We start from the raw sequence: 20,849 nt of genomic DNA on the forward strand, positions 1-20,849 counted from the left end.
CCGGGAGCGGGCGGGCCGAGCGCCCCGCCCGCTCCTACGCTGTCCAGCATGCGCACGCACGCGACCGCCGACCCCAGCCGCCACCGCGTCCTCGTGGTCGAGGACGACGACACCATCGGCCGCCATCTGGAGACCGGCCTGCGCGGCAACGGCTACACACCGACCTGGAGCCGGACGGGTTCCGCCGCTCTGGCAGAGGCCGCGCGCACCCCGTACGACGTGCTGCTACTCGACCTGGGGCTGCCCGACGTGGACGGTCTGGACGTCGCGCGCGCCGTGCGCGCCCGGCACCCGGACGTGCTGATCGTCATCCTGACGGCCCGCACGGACGACATCGACGTCATCGCCGGGCTGGACGCGGGGGCCGACGACTACCTCGTCAAGCCGTTCAGCCTGACCGTGCTGCTCGCCCGGCTCCGCGCCCATCTCCGCCGCCGGGTCGTCGCCACGACGCCGCAGCAACCCGTCCGTCTGGCCGACCTGGTCCTCGACGTCGTGGCGCGCCGCTGCACACTGCACGACGAGGCCGTCGAGCTGCGTCCCAAGGAGTTCGATCTGCTCGCCGTCCTGTCCCGGCACGCGGGGGAGGCCGTCTCCCGGGAGACGCTGATGGCCGAGGTCTGGGACGAGAACTGGTTCGGCTCCACCAAGACCCTGGACGTCACCATGGCCGGCCTGCGCCGCCGCCTCGCACAGGCCGCCGACGCCTCGGTCCGTCCCGCCGGCCTGCCCCTCATCACCACCCTGCGGGGGCACGGCTACCGCCTGGAACTCTGACGGGCGCCGCCGGACTGCCCGGCCGCCTCGGTTCAGTCCGCGCCGGGCCGGGCGAGCCGTGTTCGTGGGCGAAGATCACGGCCTGGACGCGGTCGCGGGCGCCGCTCTCGGCACGGACGCGCCCGACGTGGATCTCGACGGTGGATGGGCCGCACGCGCGACGCCGGAGTCCGTCCACCACACGGTCACAGCCGACCTGGACGGCGGCGGCACCATCCCGTGCAGCCGGGTCAGTGTCGTCGCCACCGTCGTCCGGGCCAGTCCGGAGCCGAGCCCGGTCTGCATCCGCGCGGGGGTGAGCGGGGCGCCGGCGGCCCACAGCGCCGCCAGGACAGCGGCTTCGAGCTCGCCTGCCGGCCGCCTCTCGTTCCTCGCGTCCGGCATGGGAACGTTCCTCACTCCGCCATCGTCTACAGTTCAGTAGACCGTCTACAAGATTGTAGTCAGTCGTCGGGTGTCACCGCACCGGCGTTCTCATCGCATCCGACGGTCCTGACGAAGATGAAGGGGTATCCCGGCGATGACCACAGCCGTACACCTGTCGTCGCAGCTCGCCGTCAATGTACTGGACGCCCGGTCGCTGCTGGCCGCCTTCGGTGTGCTGGGCGTGGGCGTGGTCCTGTTCGCCGAGACCGGGCTGCTGGTCGGCTTCTTCCTGCCGGGCGATTCCCTGCTGTTCACGGCCGGTCTGCTGTGCACCGGCACCGCCGACAGCGGCCTGAAGCTGTCGCTCGCCCCGCTCCTGGTCGCTGCGGCGGTGGGCGCGCTGGCGGGCGCGCAGTGCGGATACCTCCTGGGCCGAAGAGCGGGCGGCACCCTACTCGCCCGAAGCCGCTCGCCCCGCCTGCACGAGGGGGCGAAACGCGCGGAGGAGCTGCTGGAGCGCTACGGGTACGCGAAGGCGATCGTGCTGGCCCGTTTCGTTCCGGTGGTGCGCACGGTCCTGAACCCGATGGCGGGCGCCCTGCGGGTGCCGGTGCGGACCTTCACCGTGTGGCAGGTGGCGGGCGGGCTGGTGTGGAGTCTGGGCCTGACGCTGGCGGGATACGCGCTGGGCTCCTCCGTGCCGAACGTGGACCGCTATCTGCTGCCGATGGTCGCGGTGATCGTGGCCCTGTCGCTGATTCCGGTCGCCTCCGAGGTGCACCGCACGCGCCGGGCCGCCAAGGCGAAGGCGAAGGCGGAGGAGGCGCGCGGATGATCATCGCCCTCGACGGCTCATCGGTCGACGGCTCGGCCTACACCGACGTGGTGGACCTCGCCGGGCACGCTCCCGCGTGGCTGGACGACACGGTGTCGGCGTGGTCGACGTATGGCCTCGCCCTGTTCGCGGTCCTCATGGCCGTCGGCTGGTGGCGCGCTCGGCGTGTGGACGCCGTGGCGTCGGTGACGGCCCTCGCCGTGCCGTTCGTCGTGGTCGCCGGGTACGGGCTGGACGCGATACTGAAACTGCTGGTGCGCGAGGACCGGCCCTGTCAGAGCCTGCGGGTGACCACGCTGGAGGCGTGCCCGGCGCCCGGCGACTGGTCCTTCCCGAGCAACCACGCGGCCATCGCCGCCGCGGCTGCCGTCGCCCTGCTGTTCGTCTCCCGCCGCCTCGGCGCGGTGGCCGCGGTGGCTGCCTGCGCGATGGCGCTCTCGCGTGTCTGGGTGGGCGCGCACTACCCCCACGACGTGCTGGCGGGTGTCGTGGTGGGTGCTGTGGCCGCCCTGCTCGCCATGTCGGCACTGCGCGCGCGTGCGGAGCACGTGGCGCTGCGGCTCGCGGCCACCCGTCTGCGTCCGCTCCTGGTGGTTTCGTGAAGCGCGGCGAGGTCGCCGAACCGGCCGACAGCTGCGGCCTCGGCGCCTGGACGGCCTTCGGCGTGCTCACCATGGTCATGGCGGGCCACGACGGCGCGCCGCTGTTCGCCGACGCCGACCTCCTCTCCTGGTGCGCCGCCCACCGGCCCGACGTGGCGGTGGCGCTCGCCCGCGCGGTGACGGCCACCGGGACCGGTGTCGTCCCCTACGCGCCGGCAGCGCCGGCCGGGGTCGTCGCGGGGCGCACCCCGCGGCAGCGCGCGCCGGCCGTCGCGCTCTGTCTGGGCTGCCTCGGGGCGGGCGAGGCGCTGCGGTATGCGGTGATGGCGCTCGTCACCCGGCCCCGGCCGCCCCTGACGGACTGGTCGACGCATGCCTCGGGATGGGCGTTCCCGTCCGGTCACACCACCACGGCGGCCCTCGCCGCCGGGCTGCTGATCATCACCGTCCGCGTGCGCGGCCCGCGCGGCACGACCCCGCTCACCCTGGTCATCGGCGGCTGGGGCGCGTCGGTCGGCCTGACCCGCGTCCACCTCGCAGTGCACTGGTTCACCGATGTCGTCGGCGGCCGGCTGTTCGCCCTCGGCCGGCTGGGCCTGTGCCTGGGCACCGTGGCCCGCCGGCTCCCCCACCCATGGATCCCCGGCACGACGGACACGGACTCGGACTCGGACTCGGCGCGCAGGACGGCAGCACGGCAGGACGACAGGACCGATGGGCAGCACAGCGGACTGCCGCACGGACACGGCATCGGAACAGACGGACGTGGCACGAGAGCAGAGGGAGGACCATGCGCCAGACGATCCTGGTCGTCGAGGACGATCACGCCCTGCGTGACGTGCTGATGCGCGGGCTGCGCGACGAGGACTTCGACACCGTGCCCGCGCCGGACGGCGCCACCGCCCTGCGCCTGGCCACCGCCGGCATCTCCGCCGCCGTGCTCGACATCGGGCTGCCCGACGCCGACGGGCGGGACGTGTGCCAGGCGATGCGCGCGAACGGATTCCTCTCCCCCGTCATCTTCCTGACCGCCCATCACCGGCTGAGCGACCGGCTGTCCGGGTTCTCGGCCGGAGGCGACGACTACCTGCCCAAGCCGTTCCATCTCGCCGAACTCGCCGCCCGCCTGCGGGCAGCCCTCAAACGGGCCGCGCCGCCTCCCGCTTCCACAGCGGGAGACCTGGCACTGGACGCCGTCCGGCACGTGGTCAGCGTCCGAGGCGTTCGAGTCGATCTGACACCGACCGAGTTCCGTCTCCTGGCCGCGCTGATGGCGGCTTCCGGCGGCATCGTGCGCCGCCGCGACCTGCTCCGGGCAGGCTGGCACGAGGGCGCCCAGGTACACGACAACACCCTCGACCAGTATCTGACCCGGCTGCGCCGCAAGCTGCGCGAGGCGGGGAGCGACCGGACGATCGGCACGGCCCGCGGGATCGGTCACCGTCTGTCATGAGCGGGATCCGCCACCGGCTGCGGCCCGTCGTGACCGCCTCCCTCCAGCGTCTGGCGCCCCGCACTCTGCGCGGCCGGCTCTCCCTCGTGGCCCTCACCACGGCCGCGCTGCTGATGCTGGTCCTCACCGTCGCCTTCAACGCCGTCGCCCAGCACCGCCTCCAGCACCAGGCGGACGACGAGCTGCGCACCCGCGCCGCCGCCGTCGCGACGACCGTCGACACCAGCGGCACGACCGTACGCGTCCTGGAGACCTCCCACGACGAACTCCTCGACGCCAACGTGTGGATCTATGCCGGCCGACACCTGCTGGAAGAGCCGCCGAACCCCGGCCGCCTGACCCGCGTCGCCGACGCACTCGCCGAGCGCGGCGGCCGGCGGTGCGTCACCGCCGACGTCGACGGCCCCCTCCGGCTGTGCTCGCAGCCGGTGTCCGGAGAGAGGAGCGAGGCCACGGTGGTCACGGCGCTCGACCTCTCCCCGTACCGCAGTTCGGCCGACACCCTGCTCCTGGGATCGCTCGCCCTGGACGTCGTGATGCTCGCGTGCACCTACGCCCTGACCCGGCTGGCGGTCGGCCGCGCGCTGCGCCCCGTCCGCACGATGACCGACCAGGCCACCCAGTGGAGCGCCGTGGCCTCCGAAGAACGCTTCGGCCATATGCGCCACCCCGTCGAACTCACCCGCCTGGGTACGTCGTTGGACGCCATACTGGACCGCATCCGCACCCTCCTGCGCCACGAGCGGCAGCTCACCGGGGAACTCTCGCACGAGCTGCGTACGCCCCTGAGCCGGATCATCGCCGAACTCGACTGGTGGCAGACCCGCCCCCGCACCGCCGACCAGACCCACGCCACCCACGAGGTCATCGCGGAAGCCGCCCAGTCCATGCGCACCATCTGCGACACCCTGCTGGACGACGCCCGCGGAGGGACACTCACCGCGCCGGGCACCGCCGAGGTGTTGCCCGCGCTACGACGACTCAGCGAACTGCCGGACGTGCCAGGCCACTTGACGGTCACCGCCGACGGCCCACATGTGGAGGCCGGAGTCCCACCCGCCCTCCTCGAACGCATCATCAGCCCGCTGCTGACCAACGCCTGCCGCTACGCCCACTCCACCGTCGCCGTCCGCGCGTACCGCGCACCCGACGGCGTACGCATCGAAGTCATCGACGACGGGCCCGGCGTACCGCCCCCGTTCGCCGGACAGCTCTTCGAACCCGGTCAACGCGCCGATCCCGGCGACGGACACGGCGGAGCGGGCCTGGGACTGCCGCTGGCGCGACGCCTGGCCCGCTCCGCCGGCGGCGAGGTGACGTACGACCCCGGACACACCCCCGGGGCACGGTTCGTGGTCAGCCTGCCTGCCGGGTGACTGGGGCGCCGCTCGGCGCTTGTCGGCGTATCACTGTGCGGTGTCGCGCTGGACGTCCTTGCGGGAGGTGGCCAGGTAGCCGACGAAGCCGAGGATGGCCACTGTCCAGGACAGCGTGACCGGCCCCAGGCCCAGGTCGAGTCCGCCCCTGCCGTGGCCGACGGCCATCCAGTCGGCGACCGAGGCGCCGAGCGGTCGGGTGATGACGTACGCGGCCCAGAACGCGGCCACCGCGTTCAGGCTCCCCCACCGGTGAGCGACGGCCGGAACGGCGATCGCGGCGGCGTACAGGACGGCGGAGCCCAGGTAGCCGAGTCCGATCGTGGCGGTGAGGTCGCCGGCGGCGGTGCCCAGCGCGAACGTGGCCAGCACGGCGGCCCAGTAGAAGGTCTCCCGGCGCCGGGTGTGAATGCTGTGGATGGACAGGGTGCGTTCGCTGCGGTACCAGAGGGCGAAGACGGCGGCCAGAGCGGCCATGAAGAACGGAGTCGAGAGCGTGTACGGAACGCCGAGGCCGACGTGCAGGACGTCGGCGGCCATCGTGCCGAACACGCTCACCATGACGATCGCCGTCCAGTAGACCCAGGCCACATACCGCCGGACGGTGAACTGCACGGCCAGAGCGGCCACCAGGGCGATACCACCGAGGCCGACAGCGGGGATCGGGCCGAGCAGGTGAGCCAGAAAGTCGGACGCCGTCTCGCCCATCCCGGTCGTCAGCACCTTGATGATCCAGAAGTAGACGGTCACCTCCGGCACCTTGCTCGCCGCGTGACGCATGTGGCCCGCGGGCCTGTTGGGAGTGAGGTGATCAGTCGACATGGCGGCACCATGGCACGGTGACCGGCGGTTGCCCCAGACCCCTTTGCCAGAGTTTTGGGGCTTCTGGTGCGGGAGTTGCCCGAGGCTCAGACGGACCTGAACGCGACCTGAACACAGTGGCCGATGCACTGGTCAGCAGCTTGCGACCGGTGGTAGCGACGGTCTCCCAGCATCGGCCTGGCGACTGATCCTTCCGTGAGCCTGGTGGGAGCGGAGCCGTTCGGCGGCCTTGTCGGCCATGTCGAAGGACAGGGTGGTGTCGATCAGGGGCCGGACCCGGCCGTCCGCGACGGCGGCCGGCAGGCGCTCGCCCGCCGCGGCGATGACGGCGCCGGGCTCGGCGGCCGGGGTGAGGGCGAAGGAGACTCCGACGAGGCGCGGGCGCCGGAAGCGCCCTCGGCGGGCGGATGCATCACAGCGGTCGGCAGCCGCCCCCCGACCGGGTCGAACCAGTACCGAGGAGGTACCCGCTGCTACGCCTGCGGGTTGCGGTAGCGAGCCGCCGGGGTGGGCTGGTTGCCGCCGGTGAGCAGAGCGGACTCCGCGGCCAGCAGGGCGTCAAGGGCTGCGGCCTGGTCCTCCAGACCAGGGGTGCACACGGTCTCCCCCAGGCGCAGGCCGGCAAGGCTGGCCGAGGCGACGTCCTGCGGGGTCATCGCCCAGGGGATGTCGCGGCCGACGCCCTCGTTCCACTCCGTGGCCACGACGCCGGGCAGCAGCACCTGCGTACGGATGGGCGTGTCGGCGAGCTCACCTGCGAGGGTCCGGGTGAAGGCGACGGTGGCGGCCTTCGCCGCCGCGTAGAGAGTGCGTCGGGGTGCGCGTGCATCGGTGAGGCCCCCGCTGAAGGCCAGCAGCGAGGCCACCGTGATGATCGCGCCGTCTCCGGCGGCGAGCATTCCGGGAAGCGCGGCCCGGACCAGCTGAACGGGGGCCACGGCGTTGAGGGTGAGCAGGCGGTCGATGTCCGTGGGGTCGACGTCGACGAGCGGGGCGTAGCCGCCGGCGCCCGCGTTGCTGACCAGCAGGCGCACGTCCCCCGCGGCGAGGCGGCCGGCGACAGCGGCGATGCCCTCATGGGTGCCGAGATCGGCGGGCAGCACCTCCACGGCCGCACCCCGGGCACGAAGTTCCCCGGCGAAGTCGCCGAGCCGGTCCGCGCGGCGCGCCACCAGGACGAGGTCGTGGTCGTCCGCCAGGAGGCGGGCGTATTCGGCGCCGATGCCGGAGGAGGCTCCGGTGATGAGAGCGATCGTACGAGTCATACCCCGAGCCTGCGTCAAGCGTTAGCCCAATGTCAAACCCTTGATACTCGTAAACTGTCGTACCCTTGGCGGGTGATACGCGAAGACGAGGAGCCTGTGGGGCTCGGCGCGCTTGACCGGGTGTCCTGGGCGTTGCGCCGCGCGGAACTGGCGGTGCAGACACTCAAGGAACAGCGGCTGCGCCCGCTGAGGATGGCCGCCGCGCACTACACCCTGCTGATGTCGGTGCACAGCGAACCAGGGCTGGCCGGAGCCGAGTTGGCCCGCCGCCTCAACGTGACTCCGCAGGCGGTCGCCTCGCTGGTGGCCCGCCTGGAAGGCCGCGGGCAGCTGGAGAGGCGCGAGCATCCGCGCCACCGCCACGTGCAGGAACTGCACCTCACCGACGCCGGACGGGAAGCGCTGCGCGCGGCCGACCAGGTGATCGCCGACATCGAGCGCCACATCACCGAGGGACTGGGACCGGCGGAGAGCGCGCAGCTGCGGACACTGCTCGACCAGGTGAGCAAGACAGTGCGCAACGCCTGAGCCAGCCGACCGGCCACGCTTGGGCGACGGGGCCCTGGCACGGCGCCACGCCGGCTCCTCCCGGACGGTCCCGGCACATTGTGCGCCGGCCGCCAGCGGGGAGCTCCCGGCTGCGGCGCCGCAGCCGGGAGCTCCCCCGATTCCAAAAACGCGAAAGTGCCGACGTAGGAACAACTCCGCCCAACCCCCCCCCAGGCCACCCCCTCCCCCCCCCCCCCCCCCTCCCCCCCTCCCCCCCCCCCCCCCCCCCCCCCCCCCCCCCCCCCCCCCCCCCCCCCCCCCCCCCCCGCGTCCGAACGCCGCGACGGTCGCGATGCGGGACCGATCCGTCACCACCTCCACCGGGGCGTCCACCGCCTCGCCGGTGCCCACCAGGTGGGCAGCCCGTCGACACCCTCCGCAGACGGCCTGGGGGCCGGTGGCGTGGATCACGATGGCCCGGGCGATGACGGCCTTGGGGCACAGCAGCACAGCGGCACAGCGGAAACGTGATCACCCTGGGGGCTCTCGCAGAACTCTCGCAGATGAACGCTTATGAGAAGGACCGTGTGTGACGCACGGTCGGCGGCCGAGAGGTCCTCCATCATTTCTCCGCGGTGGTGAGGGTCCGCCCGCGATGGCGGCTGTGAAAATCGCTGTCCGATTACCGGAACGCAGTGATAGAGATTCAGGGTGACAATGACTCTCGAGTTCCCCGTTCTGCTGCGACTGATCGACGAACGGTCGACCGCCTTCCGCGCCGCGGTCGCCTCCGCGCCCAGCCTTGACGTACAGGTGCCGACCTGCCCCGAGTGGACGCTGTTCGATCTGGCGCAGCACATCGGCGAGGGGCGCCGCGACTGGGCCGCCACCGTCGCCGCAGGGCCTGCTCCGGCCAAGTCCGCAGCGGAGGGCGCCCCGGCTGCGCCTCGGGAGCGCGAGGCCCTGCTGGCCTGGTTGGCGGAGTCCACGGAGCAACTGCTGGACGCACTGCGCAAGGCCGGCCCGGATCGCGGTTGCTGGACGTGGTGGGAGACGTCGCAGTCGCCGCAGACCTCCGGTGCCGTAGCTCGGCACCAGCTCCAGCAGATGGCGGTGCACACGTACGACGCCCAGATCACCGTGGGTGCCCCGCAGCCGCTGCCGGCCGAGGTGGCACTCGACGGTGTCGACGAGTTCCTGTCCACCTGCGTCGCAACGCCGAGTGCGTGGCCACACAAGCCCGCTGTCATCGACTTCCACGCCTCCGAGGGCCGCTCCTGGCGCCTCTCGCTCTCCGCCGACGGCGCACGGACCACCCGTCTCCCCGGGCCCGGCGGCATATCGGCCACCGCTGCCGACCAGGACCCGGACGCGGGCAACGCCTCCGCCTGGGGCACGGCCGACGAGCTGGTCCTCAGCCTGCACGACCGTATCCCGATCAACTCCCTGAAGTTCGACGGCGACCGACGTCTCTTCGACCAGCTCAGCGCCTGGGACCCGGATGAGTAGGACGTGACGATGCGCCTCCTCGTACGCCCGAGCCATGCCTCCCGTCAACGGCTGCAGCCACGCCGTGGTGGCCTCGGGGCCGCTGAGGAGCAGACCGCCACGGCCGCGAAGCGGCTGACCAAGCGCGGCGGCCCACAAGCTGACCGGCGCGCCTGGTCGGCGTCTGACGCCGTCAGTTCTCCGCGCCGTCCTCGTCGTCATCGAGTCCGGCCGCGTCCGGGTCGCGCAGCGGGAGCAGGGCGCCGGCGGCCGGGACGCCGGCGGTGAAGCTGTAGCGGCCGAGCAGGTTCAGGTTCTTGTGCTTGAGCGGGGAGAGCCGGGCGATGTCCTCGTCCCGGATTTCGTGGCCCTCGGCGCGGAGTTGGGCGACGGCGGCCAGGTGGTGTGCGAGGCGCGCGACCACGGCCACCTGAACGATCCGCTCGGCGGACGCAGCCCACCCGCACGTGACCAGCTCGGCGGCCGGCGCCTGCTGCTGGTTCACTCCCTCGCCGACCTCGTACGCATCCACACCCGCCCGACACGGCGTGGCACGTCTGATGGTCGTGGTCCGAGCGGGACGGCGGATGGCAGACCCGATGACGCCCCGACCGTCACCTCGCTCGATGACGGCCCGTCCGACGCCGGGCTCGCATCGGTGCGTTGTGCTGTCAGCTCCAGGTCCGCGCGGTCGCAGCGAAAAGATCCGGATCGCTGTGCACGGGGATGACACACACCAGGTGTCCACCCGGCGCCCGCAGTACGTGGCACTGGAGCCAACGGGACACCTCGGTGGCGCCGAGCCGTACAAGGCGGTCGACTTCGGCACCGACATCGTCGGTCTCGATGTCGATGTGCATACGCGGCACATCATCAACCGCCTGGACCACAGTCGCCAGCCCCTCCACCACACCGACCAGTGCCGTGAACTGGGGCTCTGCCGAGTCGACACGGGCCGGCACCCCCAGAGCGGCCGACCAGAACCGGGCTGCCGCCGAAGCCTCCGGTTCGGGGGCGTCCACGATCAGGGCGTACATTCGCGATCGGTGCATGAACGCCACGGTAGTGATCCCCCGGCAGGCCCGAGGCGCCTCCCTGGACCAAGCCGGTATCTCCTCGACGACCCCGCCGACGACTCTCCGCACCCTCCGCGTCCTCAGCCGCCCCTGCCCGCGAACGCAGGGCACGACGCTGGCCCCGCCCCACCAGCCGGCCACGACGGACGGTCCGACCACACCGCCGATGCGACGACCTCGCCGGCCTCCTTACGCAGCGGCGCCGACGACATCCTGGCCGAGCCGGTTCCGGGAACATCACCGGCCCGGCCGCCGCCCGGACGCCCTGACGCCCGGAGGGAGACGGTCCCGGTCCAGGCGCCCGCCACCCCGGCCGCTCCCGAGCGTCCAAGAGAAGGCCGCGAGCCCATGCATCGGGGTGGGACGCAATGGTGGGACGCAATTAGCGAACCGATCAGGTCGGTTCGCTGTTCTTCGACCATGCACACGAAGAAGACCGGCAAGCCGGCCGGACGGACCCGCATCTCGCCGCTGAGTCGGCGACGTCCACCGCCTCGTCGCGGTCGTACGGCTCACACGTCGTGGCTGCGTGTGGCTCCCCAGGCTCGGGGCATGTGGCTGCCGGGGGTTCGGCCGGTTCGAGTCGTGGGTGACGGCGGGTGGTCAGGGTCCAGGCGGTGGCGGTGAGTGCGGTCACCGTGAGGGCGGCCAGCATCGGCGTGGTGTGGGATCCGGCGCTGTCGGCCGCCCGGGCGACGGCGTTGGGAAGACCGAGGCGGTCGGCCAGCCAGCCGAGGGCCGCAGTGCCCGTGAGCAGGGCGCCGGTCAGCCGCAGCGCGGACTGCATCCGCAGCCGGGCCAGCACCAGCAGGGAGGGCAGGGTGAGGCAGACCAGCAGGAGCTGAACCAGTTCGATGCCGAGGTTGAAGCCGAACAGGCTGGTCACGAGCTGGCCGGTGGACAGATGCATCTCCGCCAGGACGAAGGAGAAGGCCATGCCGTGGCCGAGCCCGAAGACCCCGGCCACGAGCGCTTCCCTGCCCGGGAAGAGGGGGCGGACGGCGTGGATCGCGCCGACCAGGATGCTGGCGGCGATGAACGCCTCCACCGGCCGACCGGGGATGTCCAGGCGGCCGAGTGCCGTGGCGGCCAGCGCGACGGAGTGCCCCGCGGTGAAGGCGAGCGTGATGCGGCCGATGCGGCCGAGCGCGGACCGGGCACCGACCAGGCCGTTCCAGCGACCTGCGGTGGCCGCGAGGGGCGCGGGGAGGAGCAGGATCAAGAGGAAGAGCAGGTGGTCGGTGCCGGTGAGGATGTGGTCGCCGCCCAGCTTCACCATGGCGAGGAAACCACGCCAGGCGCTGCCGCCGCCGAGGTCGACCTTCAGGGCCGGGACCGTCATGGTCCGGGTGTTGATCCCGATGGTGCCGACCTGGGTGGTGCCCTCGCCGTCGACCTGACCGGCGGCCCAGTCCTGACGGACCGTCACTAGAGCTGTGTGGGTGACGACTTGATGCACGATGACGTCGTAGCGGAAGGTGAAGTGGCGTGTGTCGGCGCCGGCCGGCGGGGTGAGCACGGCCTCGGCGACCAGCTCGCGGTAGGGGCCGGTGGAGCTCTGCTCGGTGCTGCTCAGACTCAGGGCACCGATGGCGACCTGCCAGGTCTCGCCCTGGGTGGTGGCCGGGTGGATGTGGTTGCCGAGGTAGGCCCGAATGGCTTTGGCCTTCGCGGACAGGGTGGTCCGTGTGGTGTCGCTCAGATCGATCCCACTGGCCCGGGAGAGGTCGCCGACCGGCAGTTCAAGCCGTGCGGTGACGGACGCCTGGTACACGTCGAGCTGCACCACCGAGTGCGACATCGGATGCGCGGCGGCCGGCGACGCCCCCGTGAGGAGCGCCGCCGGTACCGCGATCGCGATCCCGGCCACCAGGCGCAATGCTGTGGTCAGCCAGTTTCGCGGTCGGGTCATGAGAAGGAGAACTCGCTGCCGTAGTCGCGGGTGTGGTCCCGGTACACGGTGTGGTAGTGGACCTGGTCCCGGTACACGACGCCGTTCTGGCAGACGAACTCGATCCACACGCTGGGGCCGTCGATACGGACGTAGTCGCCCTGGGTGTCCAGGCCCGTGCCGCCGGAGTAGGCGACGTAGGTCTGGTCGAGCTCCTTCGCGTAGGTCTTCATGAGTTGCTTGGCGGTGGCGTCGTCGACGTCGGCGACCCACGGGTGGATCGCCTCCAGGACCAGCTTCTTCTGCCTGGCCGACAGCTCGCTGGCCTTGATGCCTTCCTTCGTGGCGGGGAACTGGCCGTCCTCGCCCGGGCCGAGCAGCACGTCGCCGAACGACTGGGACAGCTTGGCCTTGGCCAGCTGAGCGGTGCTCAGGCTGCCGGTCAGCTTCAGCAGGCCGTCGCGGAACTTCGCCATCGGCGCGTGCGTGGTGCCGTCGTCGTCGGTCCAGCTGGTCGGCTCGACGCCGGTGAAGAACGGGCTGGCGCCGGCCACCTTGCCGTCCTTGTAGGTGACGTTGACGGCGAGGTGGTGGCCGCCGAAGTGCAGCTGCCAGGTGCCGTGCGCCGACGGGGTGCCCAGGAACGCCAGGAAGTAGACACCGCTGCCGTAACCGCCGAGGCCACCGCCGCCGCCACCGGGGCCGCCCGACGGCGGGGCGCCTGTCGGGACGTCGGTGGGCGTGGCACTCGGGTCCGCCGAAGCCGAAGCCGAAGCCGAAGCCGAGGCGGAGGCGTCGGCCGAGGGGGCGCTGGAGGCGCCGTCGGTCGGCGCGGCGGAGCCGGTGCCCTGCGCCGAGGCGAGCACGTCGTCGGCCTTGAGGGTCTCAAGGACGTGCTCGTAGCCGGTGCCCTTGCCGGAACCCAGTGCCACCTTCAACACGTTGTCCGCCGCGGCCAGTTGCTCGTCGCTCAGCGAACCGAACTGGATCCCGGGGCGGCAGGTGGACCCACACGGCAGGTTCGACCAGGCGGTCGCGTTCGCCTGGGAGAAGTCCAGGACCGTCGACGCCTGCTGGTCGGAGTCCAGTGTGTTCAGGAACGCGTTGGCGGCGCTGACCACTGCCGCGACACCGTCGGCCTTCTTGTTGACCGGGTAGTGGACGCCGGCCTTCTTCGCCTCGCCCGTGGACGTCGCGGCATTGGCCGCCGCGAAACCGCCTCCGACAAGGACGACGCCGGCGGCCACGCCGGCTATGCCCCGCCAAGTCCGTCGGCTACGAGCCCGACGTGTTCTCTCTTTACTCACGAACAACTCCCTGAAGACAAGGGTGGGAGCGGGGTACCGGCTCTGCCGGCACACCGCTGAGGACACGCGCGTGATGGATGAGAGAACTATCAGCAATATTGTTGACGACTCAATGCCCGCGTCTTCGGCCCCGTCCCCTTTGGGTGGCTTGCATCGCATGTTCGGTGGATTTGCTGGGCTCGTTGACAGGTTGCTCTTATCGCGGCCTCAGCCGCCAACCAGCGCTCGGGCGCACCGAGAGCGTCCGGCGCGTGCTCGCAACGACACCGTCCGCGGTGAAACCGCAGCACCCCGTGTCGGCGCGAGCATGAGCTGGACGAACTGGCAAGGCGCCAGGTCCGAGCCCGCAAGGCACTGCTCAGGGAAAAGATCCTCACCCCCTCGCCGAGTACCAGCCCTTCACGCCAGCCATCGGGACCCTGCGGGGTCTGCTGCTCAGCTGCCAGGCGTTACAGAGCCGAGGACTGGTCAAAGTCTCTAGAGGGAAAGGGCCATGGTCCGCGACGCTCACGACCGCCGGCCGGCATTCCCCGACTACGGCAGCTATCCCCCCGACAGGTCTCGTGCCCCACACGAGACCGCGTCCGTCGAGCGGGTTCGGAGGGCCGTCCTCACCCTGATCACCCCGCCCGGGCCCTCGTCCTCCGGGACCACGGGGAGCGGGAAGGGCGGTGGGTGTGGAGGACGAGCAGCGCCAGGGCGCCGGTCGCCGCGGACCAGGTGAGGGAGAGCAGGCCGTGGGACCAGGGGATGTGTGGGGTGAGGGCTGAGCCCAGCGCCAGCTGGGTCACGCCGTACAGAGGAAGCGCGGACACGCCCGCCACGTCCATGAGTGTGTTGAAAACGGGGTTCTGCAGGCCGGTGTCGACCAGGCTGAGCATGATGATGAGGAAGAAGCCCTCCAGCTCGCCGCGGACCATGGAACCGAGCAGAAGGCCGATGCCGCCGTAGGCGAGGCCGGCGCCCGCGAGGGCCAGCGCCAGGGGGCCTGCGTGGCGTACGGGCAGGGAGATCCACAGCAGGATCGTGGTGTAGCAGGCCAGCAGGGCGGCGGTGAGGGCGACGGCGGCGAGTTTCGCCAGCAGCATCGGCAGCCGGGGGTAGCCGGCCAGCAGCAGACGGCGGTCCATCTGCCGGGACTGGAAGGTCTCGCTGAAGGTGGTGAAACCGGCGACCATGGTGATGGCGCCCAGCGCGCTGGCCACCTGGCCCACCTGGCTGGCCGGAGCGGAGACGGGTGCGCTGACGGCGTCCAGCCGGACGCGCACCACCTGGTCGGAGGTGCACAGGCGTGCCACAGCGATCCAGATGGGGATGAACGCGACCGCCAGGACCAGGGCCAGCCGGTTGCGCAGGTGGCCCAGCAGAGTGGAGCGCAGCAGTTCGGTGAATGCCGTCCAGGAGAGCTTCAACGGTCGGTCTCCTCGAAGTGCAGACGCCCCTGGTGCAGATGAGCGATCGCGTCGAAGTGGTGCAGGTCGTGCAGCAGGTGCGAGACCACGATGATCGACCGGCCCTGATCCCGCAGATCGGCGGCCAGGGCCCAGAACCGCTGATGGGTGTCCCAGTCGAAGCCCTGGTAGGGCTCGTCCAGGACCAGCAACTGAGGATCGTGCATGAGAGCGATCAGCAGGTTCAGCTTCTGTCGCGTTCCGCCACTGAGCTCGCCGGCCTGCTGTCGCCGGCAGTCGGTCAGTGCCAGCAGCTCCATCAGTTCGCCGGCGCGCTCCAGGGTCGGCAGCCGGTAGGCCATCTGGAACAGCCGCAGATGCTGTCCGACGGTGAACGCGTCGTTCAGTACCGCTCGCTGCGGGCAGTACCCCACCGCCCCGGTCCGTGTCACCGTTCCGCGGTCGGGGGCGAGTTGTCCTACGGCGATCTGCAGCAGAGTGCTCTTCCCCGCCCCGTTCTCGCCGACGACTCCCACCAGCGTCCCGGCGGGCACGTCAAGGTCGACGCCGCGCAGGACCTGCCTGCCGCCGTACTCCTTGCGGACTCCGCTGATCCGTAGCCGTGGCCGGTGGCACGTCGTTACTGCCTGCACATGAGCCCCTCGAAAGATCGGACAGGTGTGGCGGGCGGCACCCGGGGACAGGGCCGCCACAGAGCGCGGGCCGCACAGGCTCATGTCCCCTGACCCGTCCGGCTCCTGGCCGCCCAGCCGCGCCTGGCCCGGACGGTCCGGCCCCGGGCGGACCGATGCCCTGCGCGGGGCGGCGCACTACTGCCCGGTGTCAACGAGCCCGTACCGCCGGTGTAACGGCAGCCACCCGCTGTTCCGGTGAACAGCCGGCACCGCCACTCCCCAGGCAGCGCCTCCCCGTTGAGCGTGACGTGAGCCGCGGTCTGCCGTTGTAGGAGGCGATGCCCCCGACACCACAGCGAGACCTCAGCGCTCCCACGATCGTGATCGGAGCCGGTCCACACGGCCTGGCGGCCGCCGCACTACTGCGCCGCTCCGGAGTGCCGGCGGTGATCCTGGAACGGTCGGACCGAGTGGGGGCGAGCTGGGAGCAGCGCTATGACCATCTGCGCCTGCACACCACCCCCGGCGCCTCGAAACTCCCCGGCCTGTCGGTGCCGCGCCAGGCGGGCCCGTGGGTGAGCCGGGACGACTACGTGCGATACCTGGAGCGCTACGTCGCCCATCACCGACTCGACGTGCGGGTGGCAGCCCCGGTGCGGCGCGTCGAACGGGCCGAGCCAGGTTCGGGCGCACAGTGGCTGGTCCACACCCCCGACGGCCCGGTGCCCACCGGTGCGGTCGTGGTGGCCGCCGGCCGCTGCCACACCCCGAACCTCCCCCACTGGCCCGGGCGTTCGACCTTCACCGGCACGCTGCTGCACTCGGCCCACTACCGCTCTCCGGCCCCCTACCGCGGGCAGCACGTCCTGGTGGTCGGCGCCGGTAACAGCGGTACCGAGATCGCGAGCGTCCTGGCCGGAGCCGGAGTCGAACGGGTAAGGATCGCAGTCCGCACCCCACCCAACATCCTGCCCCGCTCCAGCGCCCGATGGCACGCGGTCGGCCGGCTGACGGGGGCCCTCCCGCTCGCGTGGCGCGACCGCACCTCCCTGCTCACCCAACGACTCGCGGTGCCCGACCTGACATCACGGGGACTGCCGCGGCCCCGCACGGGCCTGTACACCCGCAATGTCCGCGAAGGGGTCAACCCGGTGCTCGACCACGGCTTCGTGGACGCCGTCCGGTCCGGGGGGATCGAGCCGGTCGCGGCCGTCCAGGCGTTCGACGGCCCCGACGTGGTACTGGCCGACGGCACCCGGCTGCGACCCGACACGGTCATCGCCGCCACCGGGTACCGGCCCAACCTGCACGACCTGGTCGGGTCCCTGGGCGTACTCGACGAGGCCGGGCACCCCCTCACCGTCGGGGCACGAACCCATGCCGAAGCCCCGCGTCTGTACTTCGCCGGGTACACCAATCCCCTCACGGGTGTCCTTCGCCAGGCGGGCATCGAGGCGCGCGCCATCACCCGCGCACTCCGACGTGAGACGGCGCGGTCACCCCTTCCCACCCCCCGGGTCGGCGACCGCATTGCCGACCCCCTCCCTCAAGGGCATGTTCCGAGCTGACGGAACTTCGGAAGCCTGGCCCTTCGGCGGCGCGGCCTGCGGGGCGATGGGATGGAGGCGCCTTCTCTGCCGTGCGGGGCCGGGTCGTGCCCGGCTGCTGCGCCCTGCCGTGGGTCGGGCGGGTCGGGATCGGCCCGTTTCGGAGTCGTGACAAGGGGAGGCTCCCCTCCCTCACCTGCGCGGCTGGACACTCCGCCATGACCTACACACTCAGCGTATACATGCGGCGTATACACGATGTGTATAGTGTGCTCATGTCCATCGGTCACACCCTTTTGGGACTCCTGGAGTCCGGCCTGGAGGCGGACCCGCGCCGGCTGGAGCTGACCGCCGCCCGACTCGACACACTCCGTGAGGCTGTAGCCCGATGACCACTTCTCCCCCCGGTTCCCTGCTCACCGCGCAGGACCTGCGCAAGACCTACGGGCACACCCACGCCCTCGACGGCGCCGAGTTCTCCATCCTCCCCGGCGAGGTCGTCGCCGTCATGGGCCCGTCCGGCTCCGGCAAGTCGACGCTGCTGCACTGCCTCGCCGGCATCCTGCCGCCCGACTCCGGGTCGATCACCTACGACGGGCGCGAGGTGACGACGCTGAGCGACGCCCAGCGCAGCGCGTTGCGCCGCTCCGAGTTCGGCTTCGTGTTCCAGTTCGGGCAGCTCGTGCCGGAACTGACCTGCGTGGAGAACGTCGCCCTGCCGCTCAGGCTGAACGGCACCTCCCGCAAGGAAGCCGAACGGGCCGCGCTCGGCTGGATGGAACGCCTGGAGGTCGACGACCTGGAGGGCAAGCGGCCCGGCGAGGTCTCCGGCGGCCAGGGCCAGCGCGTCGCCGTGGCCCGCGCGCTGGTCACCGGCCCCCGGGTGCTGTTCGCCGACGAACCGACCGGCGCGCTCGACTCCCACAACGGTGAGCGCGTGATGGAACTGCTCACCGACGCGGCCCGCTCCACCAACGCGGCCGTCGTCCTCGTCACCCACGAGGCACGGGTGGCCTCCTACTCCGACCGCGAGATCGTCGTACGCGACGGCAAGTCCCGAGAAGTGGAGCGCGCCGTATGAGCCCGCGTCGGAAGCACCTCCCACGCGTGGGGATCCCCCCGCTTGAGCGAAGCCGGGAGTGGGGGAGAAGCCGAGCGTGGGGCAGATCCAGAGACCTGGCCATGGGAGCCCGGTTCGCCCTCACCGGCGGCCGCGAGGGCTGGGTCCGAATGACGCTGACAGCGGTCGGCGTCGGCCTCGGCGTGGCCCTGCTCCTGTTGTGCACCGCGATGCCCAACGTGTTGGCCTCCCGCAGCAAGGTGGAGGACGCCCGCTACGCCGACGTGTACTCCCGGACGGTCCCGCCCAAGGCCGACAACACCCTCCTGATCGCCGACGCCGACACCACCTGGCACGACGACGACATCCGGGGCCGGATCGTCGAGCCCGAGGGCAGGCGGGCGCCGCTGCCCCCGGGGGTCGACAGCTTCCCGGGCAAGGGCGAGATGGTGGTCTCCCCCGCGCTCAAGGACCTGCTGGACTCGGACGACGCGAGACTGCTGCGGGAGCGGCTGCCGTACAAGATCACCGGCACGATCGGCGAGAGCGGGCTGATCGGCTCGCACGAACTGGCTTACTACGCGGGCGCCTCGGGACTGAAGCTCGCGGACACCTCCCTGGTGACGCGGCTGACCAAGTTCGGCAAACCGGACGCGACGCCCGAGAAGACCGACCCGGTGCTGCTGCTCATGGTCCTGGTCGTGTTCGTGGTGCTGCTGACGCCGGTCGCCGTGTTCATCGCCGCCGCCGTCCGCTTCGGCGGCGAACGCCGCGACCGCCGCCTCGCCGCGCTGCGCCTGGTCGGCTCCGACCGGGGGATGACCCGGCGGATCGCGGCGGGCGAGGCGCTGGCCGGAGCCCTGCTCGGCCTGGCCGTGGGCACCGGCTTCTTCGTGCTCGGCCGCCAGAAGCTGGGCGGCGGCGAGTTGCTGGGCGTGAGCGTCTGGCCCGACTACCTCGACCCCACTCCCGCGCTTGCCGCGCTGGTGGCGGTGGCGGTGCCGGTCGCCGCGGTGCTGGTCACGCTGCTCGCGATGCGCGGCGTGGTCGTCGAACCCCTCGGTGTCGTGCGCGCGGCCAAGCAGAGCCGCCGCCGGCTGTGGTGGCGACTGCTGCCGACTCTGGCCGGCCTCGGGATGCTCTACCCGATGATCGGCCAAGGTCACAAGAACGGGAACTTCAACCAGTACCTCGTCATCGGCGGCGTCCTGATGTTGCTGATCGGCATCACCGCACTGCTGCCCTGGGCCGTGGAGGCGGTCGTCGTCCGGCTCGGCAAGGGCTGGCTGTCCTGGCAGCTGGCCGTGCGACGGCTGCAGCTGAGTAGCGGCACTGCCGCCCGCATGGTCAACGGCATCGCTGTGGCGGTGGCCGGGGCCATCGCGCTGCAGATGCTCTTCACGGGAACGCAGAGCCAGTACACCGAGAGCACCGGCAAGGACCCCAGCCGGGTCCAGATGCAGGTCGACTTCAGCGGCCCCAAGCCGCTGTCCGGCGTCGAGCGCGAATTCACCGGCAAAAAGGGTGTCCGGGCCGCGGTGGCCCTGGCCCGCTCCCAGTACGGGGACTCACGTCGCAACCCGGAGAACAGCAACGGCCTGACCGTGGGCAACTGCGCAGCCCTGCGCGAACTCGCCACGCTGCCCTCCTGCAAGGACGGTGACGTGTTCATCACGCGGACGCGGAGCGGCTACTCGGACCCCAGCAACGCATCCGAGATCGCCCTGGTGAAGCCCGGCCGGCAGCTCTACATCGACCCGTCGTACGACGGCGCCGAACGTGGCCTCGAGGTGCCCTGGACCGTTCCGGCGAACCTTCGGGAGGTGAACGCCCGCAAGGACTCACTGCAGGACTACACCAGTCTGCTGGTCACCCCCGCCGCCCTGCCCCGCAGGGCCGCGCCCGCGGTGTTCTCGGACGGTGTCTTTCTGCGTCTGGACCCGTCGGTGCCGGACTCACGGGAGTACGTACGCAACGTCGCCGCCCGCATCGACCCCCTGGCACAAACCTTCAGCTGGTCGGCGTCCCAGGAGGACGCCAAGTACACCTCCATCCGCACCGGCCTGTTCGTCGGCTCCGCCTTCGTGCTGGCCCTGATCGGAGCGAGCCTGCTGGTCTCCCAGCTGGAACAGCTGCGCGAACGCAGGAAGCTGCTCTCCGCACTGGTCGCCTTCGGCACCCGGCGCCGCACACTCAGCCTGTCCGTCCTGTGGCAGACGGCCCTCCCGGTCGGACTCGGTCTCGTACTGGCCACGATGGTGGGCGTCACCCTCGGCGCGGTACTGCTGAAGATGACCCGCACCCCGGTGACCATGGACTGGGCGAGCGTGCTCACCATGACCGGCGTGGGCGCGGCCGTGGTCGGCGTGGTCACGCTGCTCAGCCTGCCGCCGCTGCTGCGCATGATGCGCCCAGCGGGCCTGCGCACGGAATAACCCCTCACGCATCCCATGAAGTGGGCTCCTCCTG

Annotated in this window: 19 protein-coding genes and 1 pseudogene; 11 read left to right on the forward strand and 9 right to left on the reverse strand. The window is 71.6% G+C overall.

Going from position 1 to position 20,849, the window contains the following annotated elements:
- The first annotated feature begins 48 nt into the window (after positions 1–48).
- Positions 49–777, forward strand: coding sequence for a response regulator transcription factor (locus AC07AZ_RS01005; RefSeq protein ID WP_478842408.1), 729 nt, complete (start codon positions 49–51; stop codon positions 775–777).
- Between the two features lie 75 nt (positions 778–852).
- Here AC07AZ_RS01005 and AC07AZ_RS01010 read toward each other — a convergent pair whose 3' ends face one another.
- On the reverse strand, positions 853–1,161 hold the full coding sequence (locus AC07AZ_RS01010) for a BlaI/MecI/CopY family transcriptional regulator (protein ID WP_478842410.1): 309 nt from the start codon (positions 1,159–1,161) through the stop codon (positions 853–855).
- A 136-nt stretch (positions 1,162–1,297) separates the two neighbouring features.
- Here AC07AZ_RS01010 and AC07AZ_RS01015 point away from each other — a divergent pair, with 136 nt between their 5' ends.
- Genes AC07AZ_RS01015 through AC07AZ_RS01035 form a run of 5 tightly spaced genes read left to right on the forward strand, consistent with a single transcriptional unit; the run spans position 1,298 to position 5,409 of the window.
- Positions 1,298–1,978: a DedA family protein gene (locus tag AC07AZ_RS01015; protein WP_478842412.1), complete on the forward strand. Its 681-nt coding sequence runs from the start codon at positions 1,298–1,300 to the stop codon at positions 1,976–1,978.
- Positions 1,975–2,580 carry a phosphatase PAP2 family protein gene (locus tag AC07AZ_RS01020; RefSeq protein WP_478842414.1) on the forward strand — a complete coding sequence of 202 codons (606 nt, stop codon included), beginning with the start codon at positions 1,975–1,977 and terminating at the stop codon, positions 2,578–2,580. Before AC07AZ_RS01015 ends, AC07AZ_RS01020 begins: the two co-directional genes overlap by 4 nt.
- A complete protein-coding gene (locus tag AC07AZ_RS01025; RefSeq protein WP_478842416.1) occupies positions 2,577–3,425 on the forward strand; it encodes a phosphatase PAP2 family protein in 849 nt (282 codons plus the stop codon). The genes AC07AZ_RS01020 and AC07AZ_RS01025 overlap by 4 nt, the downstream gene beginning before the upstream one ends.
- Positions 3,371–4,033 (forward strand): response regulator transcription factor, encoded by a 663-nt coding sequence (locus AC07AZ_RS01030; protein WP_478842418.1) that lies wholly within the window; start codon positions 3,371–3,373, stop codon positions 4,031–4,033. The genes AC07AZ_RS01025 and AC07AZ_RS01030 overlap by 55 nt, the downstream gene beginning before the upstream one ends.
- The gene (locus tag AC07AZ_RS01035) at positions 4,030–5,409 is read left to right on the forward strand and encodes a sensor histidine kinase (protein WP_478842420.1); all 1,380 of its coding nucleotides are present in this window, start codon (positions 4,030–4,032) and stop codon (positions 5,407–5,409) included. The genes AC07AZ_RS01030 and AC07AZ_RS01035 overlap by 4 nt, the downstream gene beginning before the upstream one ends.
- A 30-nt stretch (positions 5,410–5,439) precedes the next feature.
- On the opposite strand, the gene AC07AZ_RS01040 is transcribed toward AC07AZ_RS01035, so the two are convergent.
- On the reverse strand, positions 5,440–6,231 hold the full coding sequence (locus tag AC07AZ_RS01040; protein ID WP_478842422.1) for a COG4705 family protein: 792 nt from the start codon (positions 6,229–6,231) through the stop codon (positions 5,440–5,442).
- A gap of 473 nt (positions 6,232–6,704) precedes the next feature.
- Positions 6,705–7,496: an SDR family NAD(P)-dependent oxidoreductase gene (locus AC07AZ_RS01045; RefSeq protein ID WP_478842424.1), complete on the reverse strand. Its 792-nt coding sequence runs from the start codon at positions 7,494–7,496 to the stop codon at positions 6,705–6,707.
- Positions 7,497–7,568: 72 nt separating this feature from the next.
- Between AC07AZ_RS01045 and AC07AZ_RS01050 the strand changes: the two genes are divergently transcribed.
- Entirely contained in the window at positions 7,569–8,024 is a 456-nt protein-coding gene (locus tag AC07AZ_RS01050) for a MarR family winged helix-turn-helix transcriptional regulator (RefSeq protein WP_478842426.1), read from the forward strand.
- A 672-nt stretch (positions 8,025–8,696) separates the two neighbouring features.
- Positions 8,697–9,494: a maleylpyruvate isomerase family mycothiol-dependent enzyme gene (locus AC07AZ_RS01055; protein ID WP_478842428.1), complete on the forward strand. Its 798-nt coding sequence runs from the start codon at positions 8,697–8,699 to the stop codon at positions 9,492–9,494.
- A 172-nt stretch (positions 9,495–9,666) separates the two neighbouring features.
- On the opposite strand, the pseudogene AC07AZ_RS01060 reads toward AC07AZ_RS01055, so the two are convergent.
- The 6 genes and pseudogenes from AC07AZ_RS01060 to AC07AZ_RS01085 all read right to left on the reverse strand — a co-directional run.
- Positions 9,667–9,870: pseudogene (locus AC07AZ_RS01060) on the reverse strand (Tn3 family transposase); the annotation flags it as partial.
- A 274-nt stretch (positions 9,871–10,144) separates the two neighbouring features.
- Positions 10,145–10,525, reverse strand: coding sequence for a VOC family protein (locus tag AC07AZ_RS01065; RefSeq protein WP_478842430.1), 381 nt, complete (start codon positions 10,523–10,525; stop codon positions 10,145–10,147).
- 418 nt (positions 10,526–10,943) lie between these two features.
- Positions 10,944–12,461, reverse strand: a complete 1,518-nt coding sequence (locus AC07AZ_RS01070; protein ID WP_478842432.1) for a HupE/UreJ family protein — start codon at positions 12,459–12,461, stop codon at positions 10,944–10,946.
- Positions 12,458–13,687, reverse strand: coding sequence for a DUF3500 domain-containing protein (locus AC07AZ_RS01075; RefSeq protein ID WP_478842434.1), 1,230 nt, complete (start codon positions 13,685–13,687; stop codon positions 12,458–12,460). The genes AC07AZ_RS01070 and AC07AZ_RS01075 overlap by 4 nt, the downstream gene beginning before the upstream one ends.
- Positions 13,688–14,367: 680 nt before the next feature.
- Positions 14,368–15,159, reverse strand: coding sequence for a hypothetical protein (locus AC07AZ_RS01080; protein ID WP_478842436.1), 792 nt, complete (start codon positions 15,157–15,159; stop codon positions 14,368–14,370).
- Positions 15,156–15,791, reverse strand: a complete 636-nt coding sequence (locus tag AC07AZ_RS01085) for an ABC transporter ATP-binding protein (RefSeq protein WP_478842439.1) — start codon at positions 15,789–15,791, stop codon at positions 15,156–15,158. Before AC07AZ_RS01085 ends, AC07AZ_RS01080 begins: the two co-directional genes overlap by 4 nt.
- Before the next feature lie 320 nt (positions 15,792–16,111).
- Between AC07AZ_RS01085 and AC07AZ_RS01090 the strand changes: the two genes are divergently transcribed.
- The 3 genes from AC07AZ_RS01090 to AC07AZ_RS01100 all read left to right on the forward strand — a co-directional run bounded on the left by AC07AZ_RS01090 (position 16,112) and on the right by AC07AZ_RS01100 (position 20,815).
- Positions 16,112–17,341 (forward strand): flavin-containing monooxygenase, encoded by a 1,230-nt coding sequence (locus AC07AZ_RS01090; RefSeq protein WP_478842441.1) that lies wholly within the window; start codon positions 16,112–16,114, stop codon positions 17,339–17,341.
- A 367-nt stretch (positions 17,342–17,708) separates the two neighbouring features.
- Positions 17,709–18,401, forward strand: coding sequence for an ABC transporter ATP-binding protein (locus AC07AZ_RS01095; protein ID WP_478842443.1), 693 nt, complete (start codon positions 17,709–17,711; stop codon positions 18,399–18,401).
- A gap of 101 nt (positions 18,402–18,502) precedes the next feature.
- A complete protein-coding gene (locus AC07AZ_RS01100) occupies positions 18,503–20,815 on the forward strand; it encodes an ABC transporter permease (protein ID WP_478842445.1) in 2,313 nt (770 codons plus the stop codon).
- The last annotated feature ends 34 nt before the right edge of the window (positions 20,816–20,849 follow it).

It is taken from the genome of Streptomyces sp. NPDC043878, assembly GCF_056435735.1.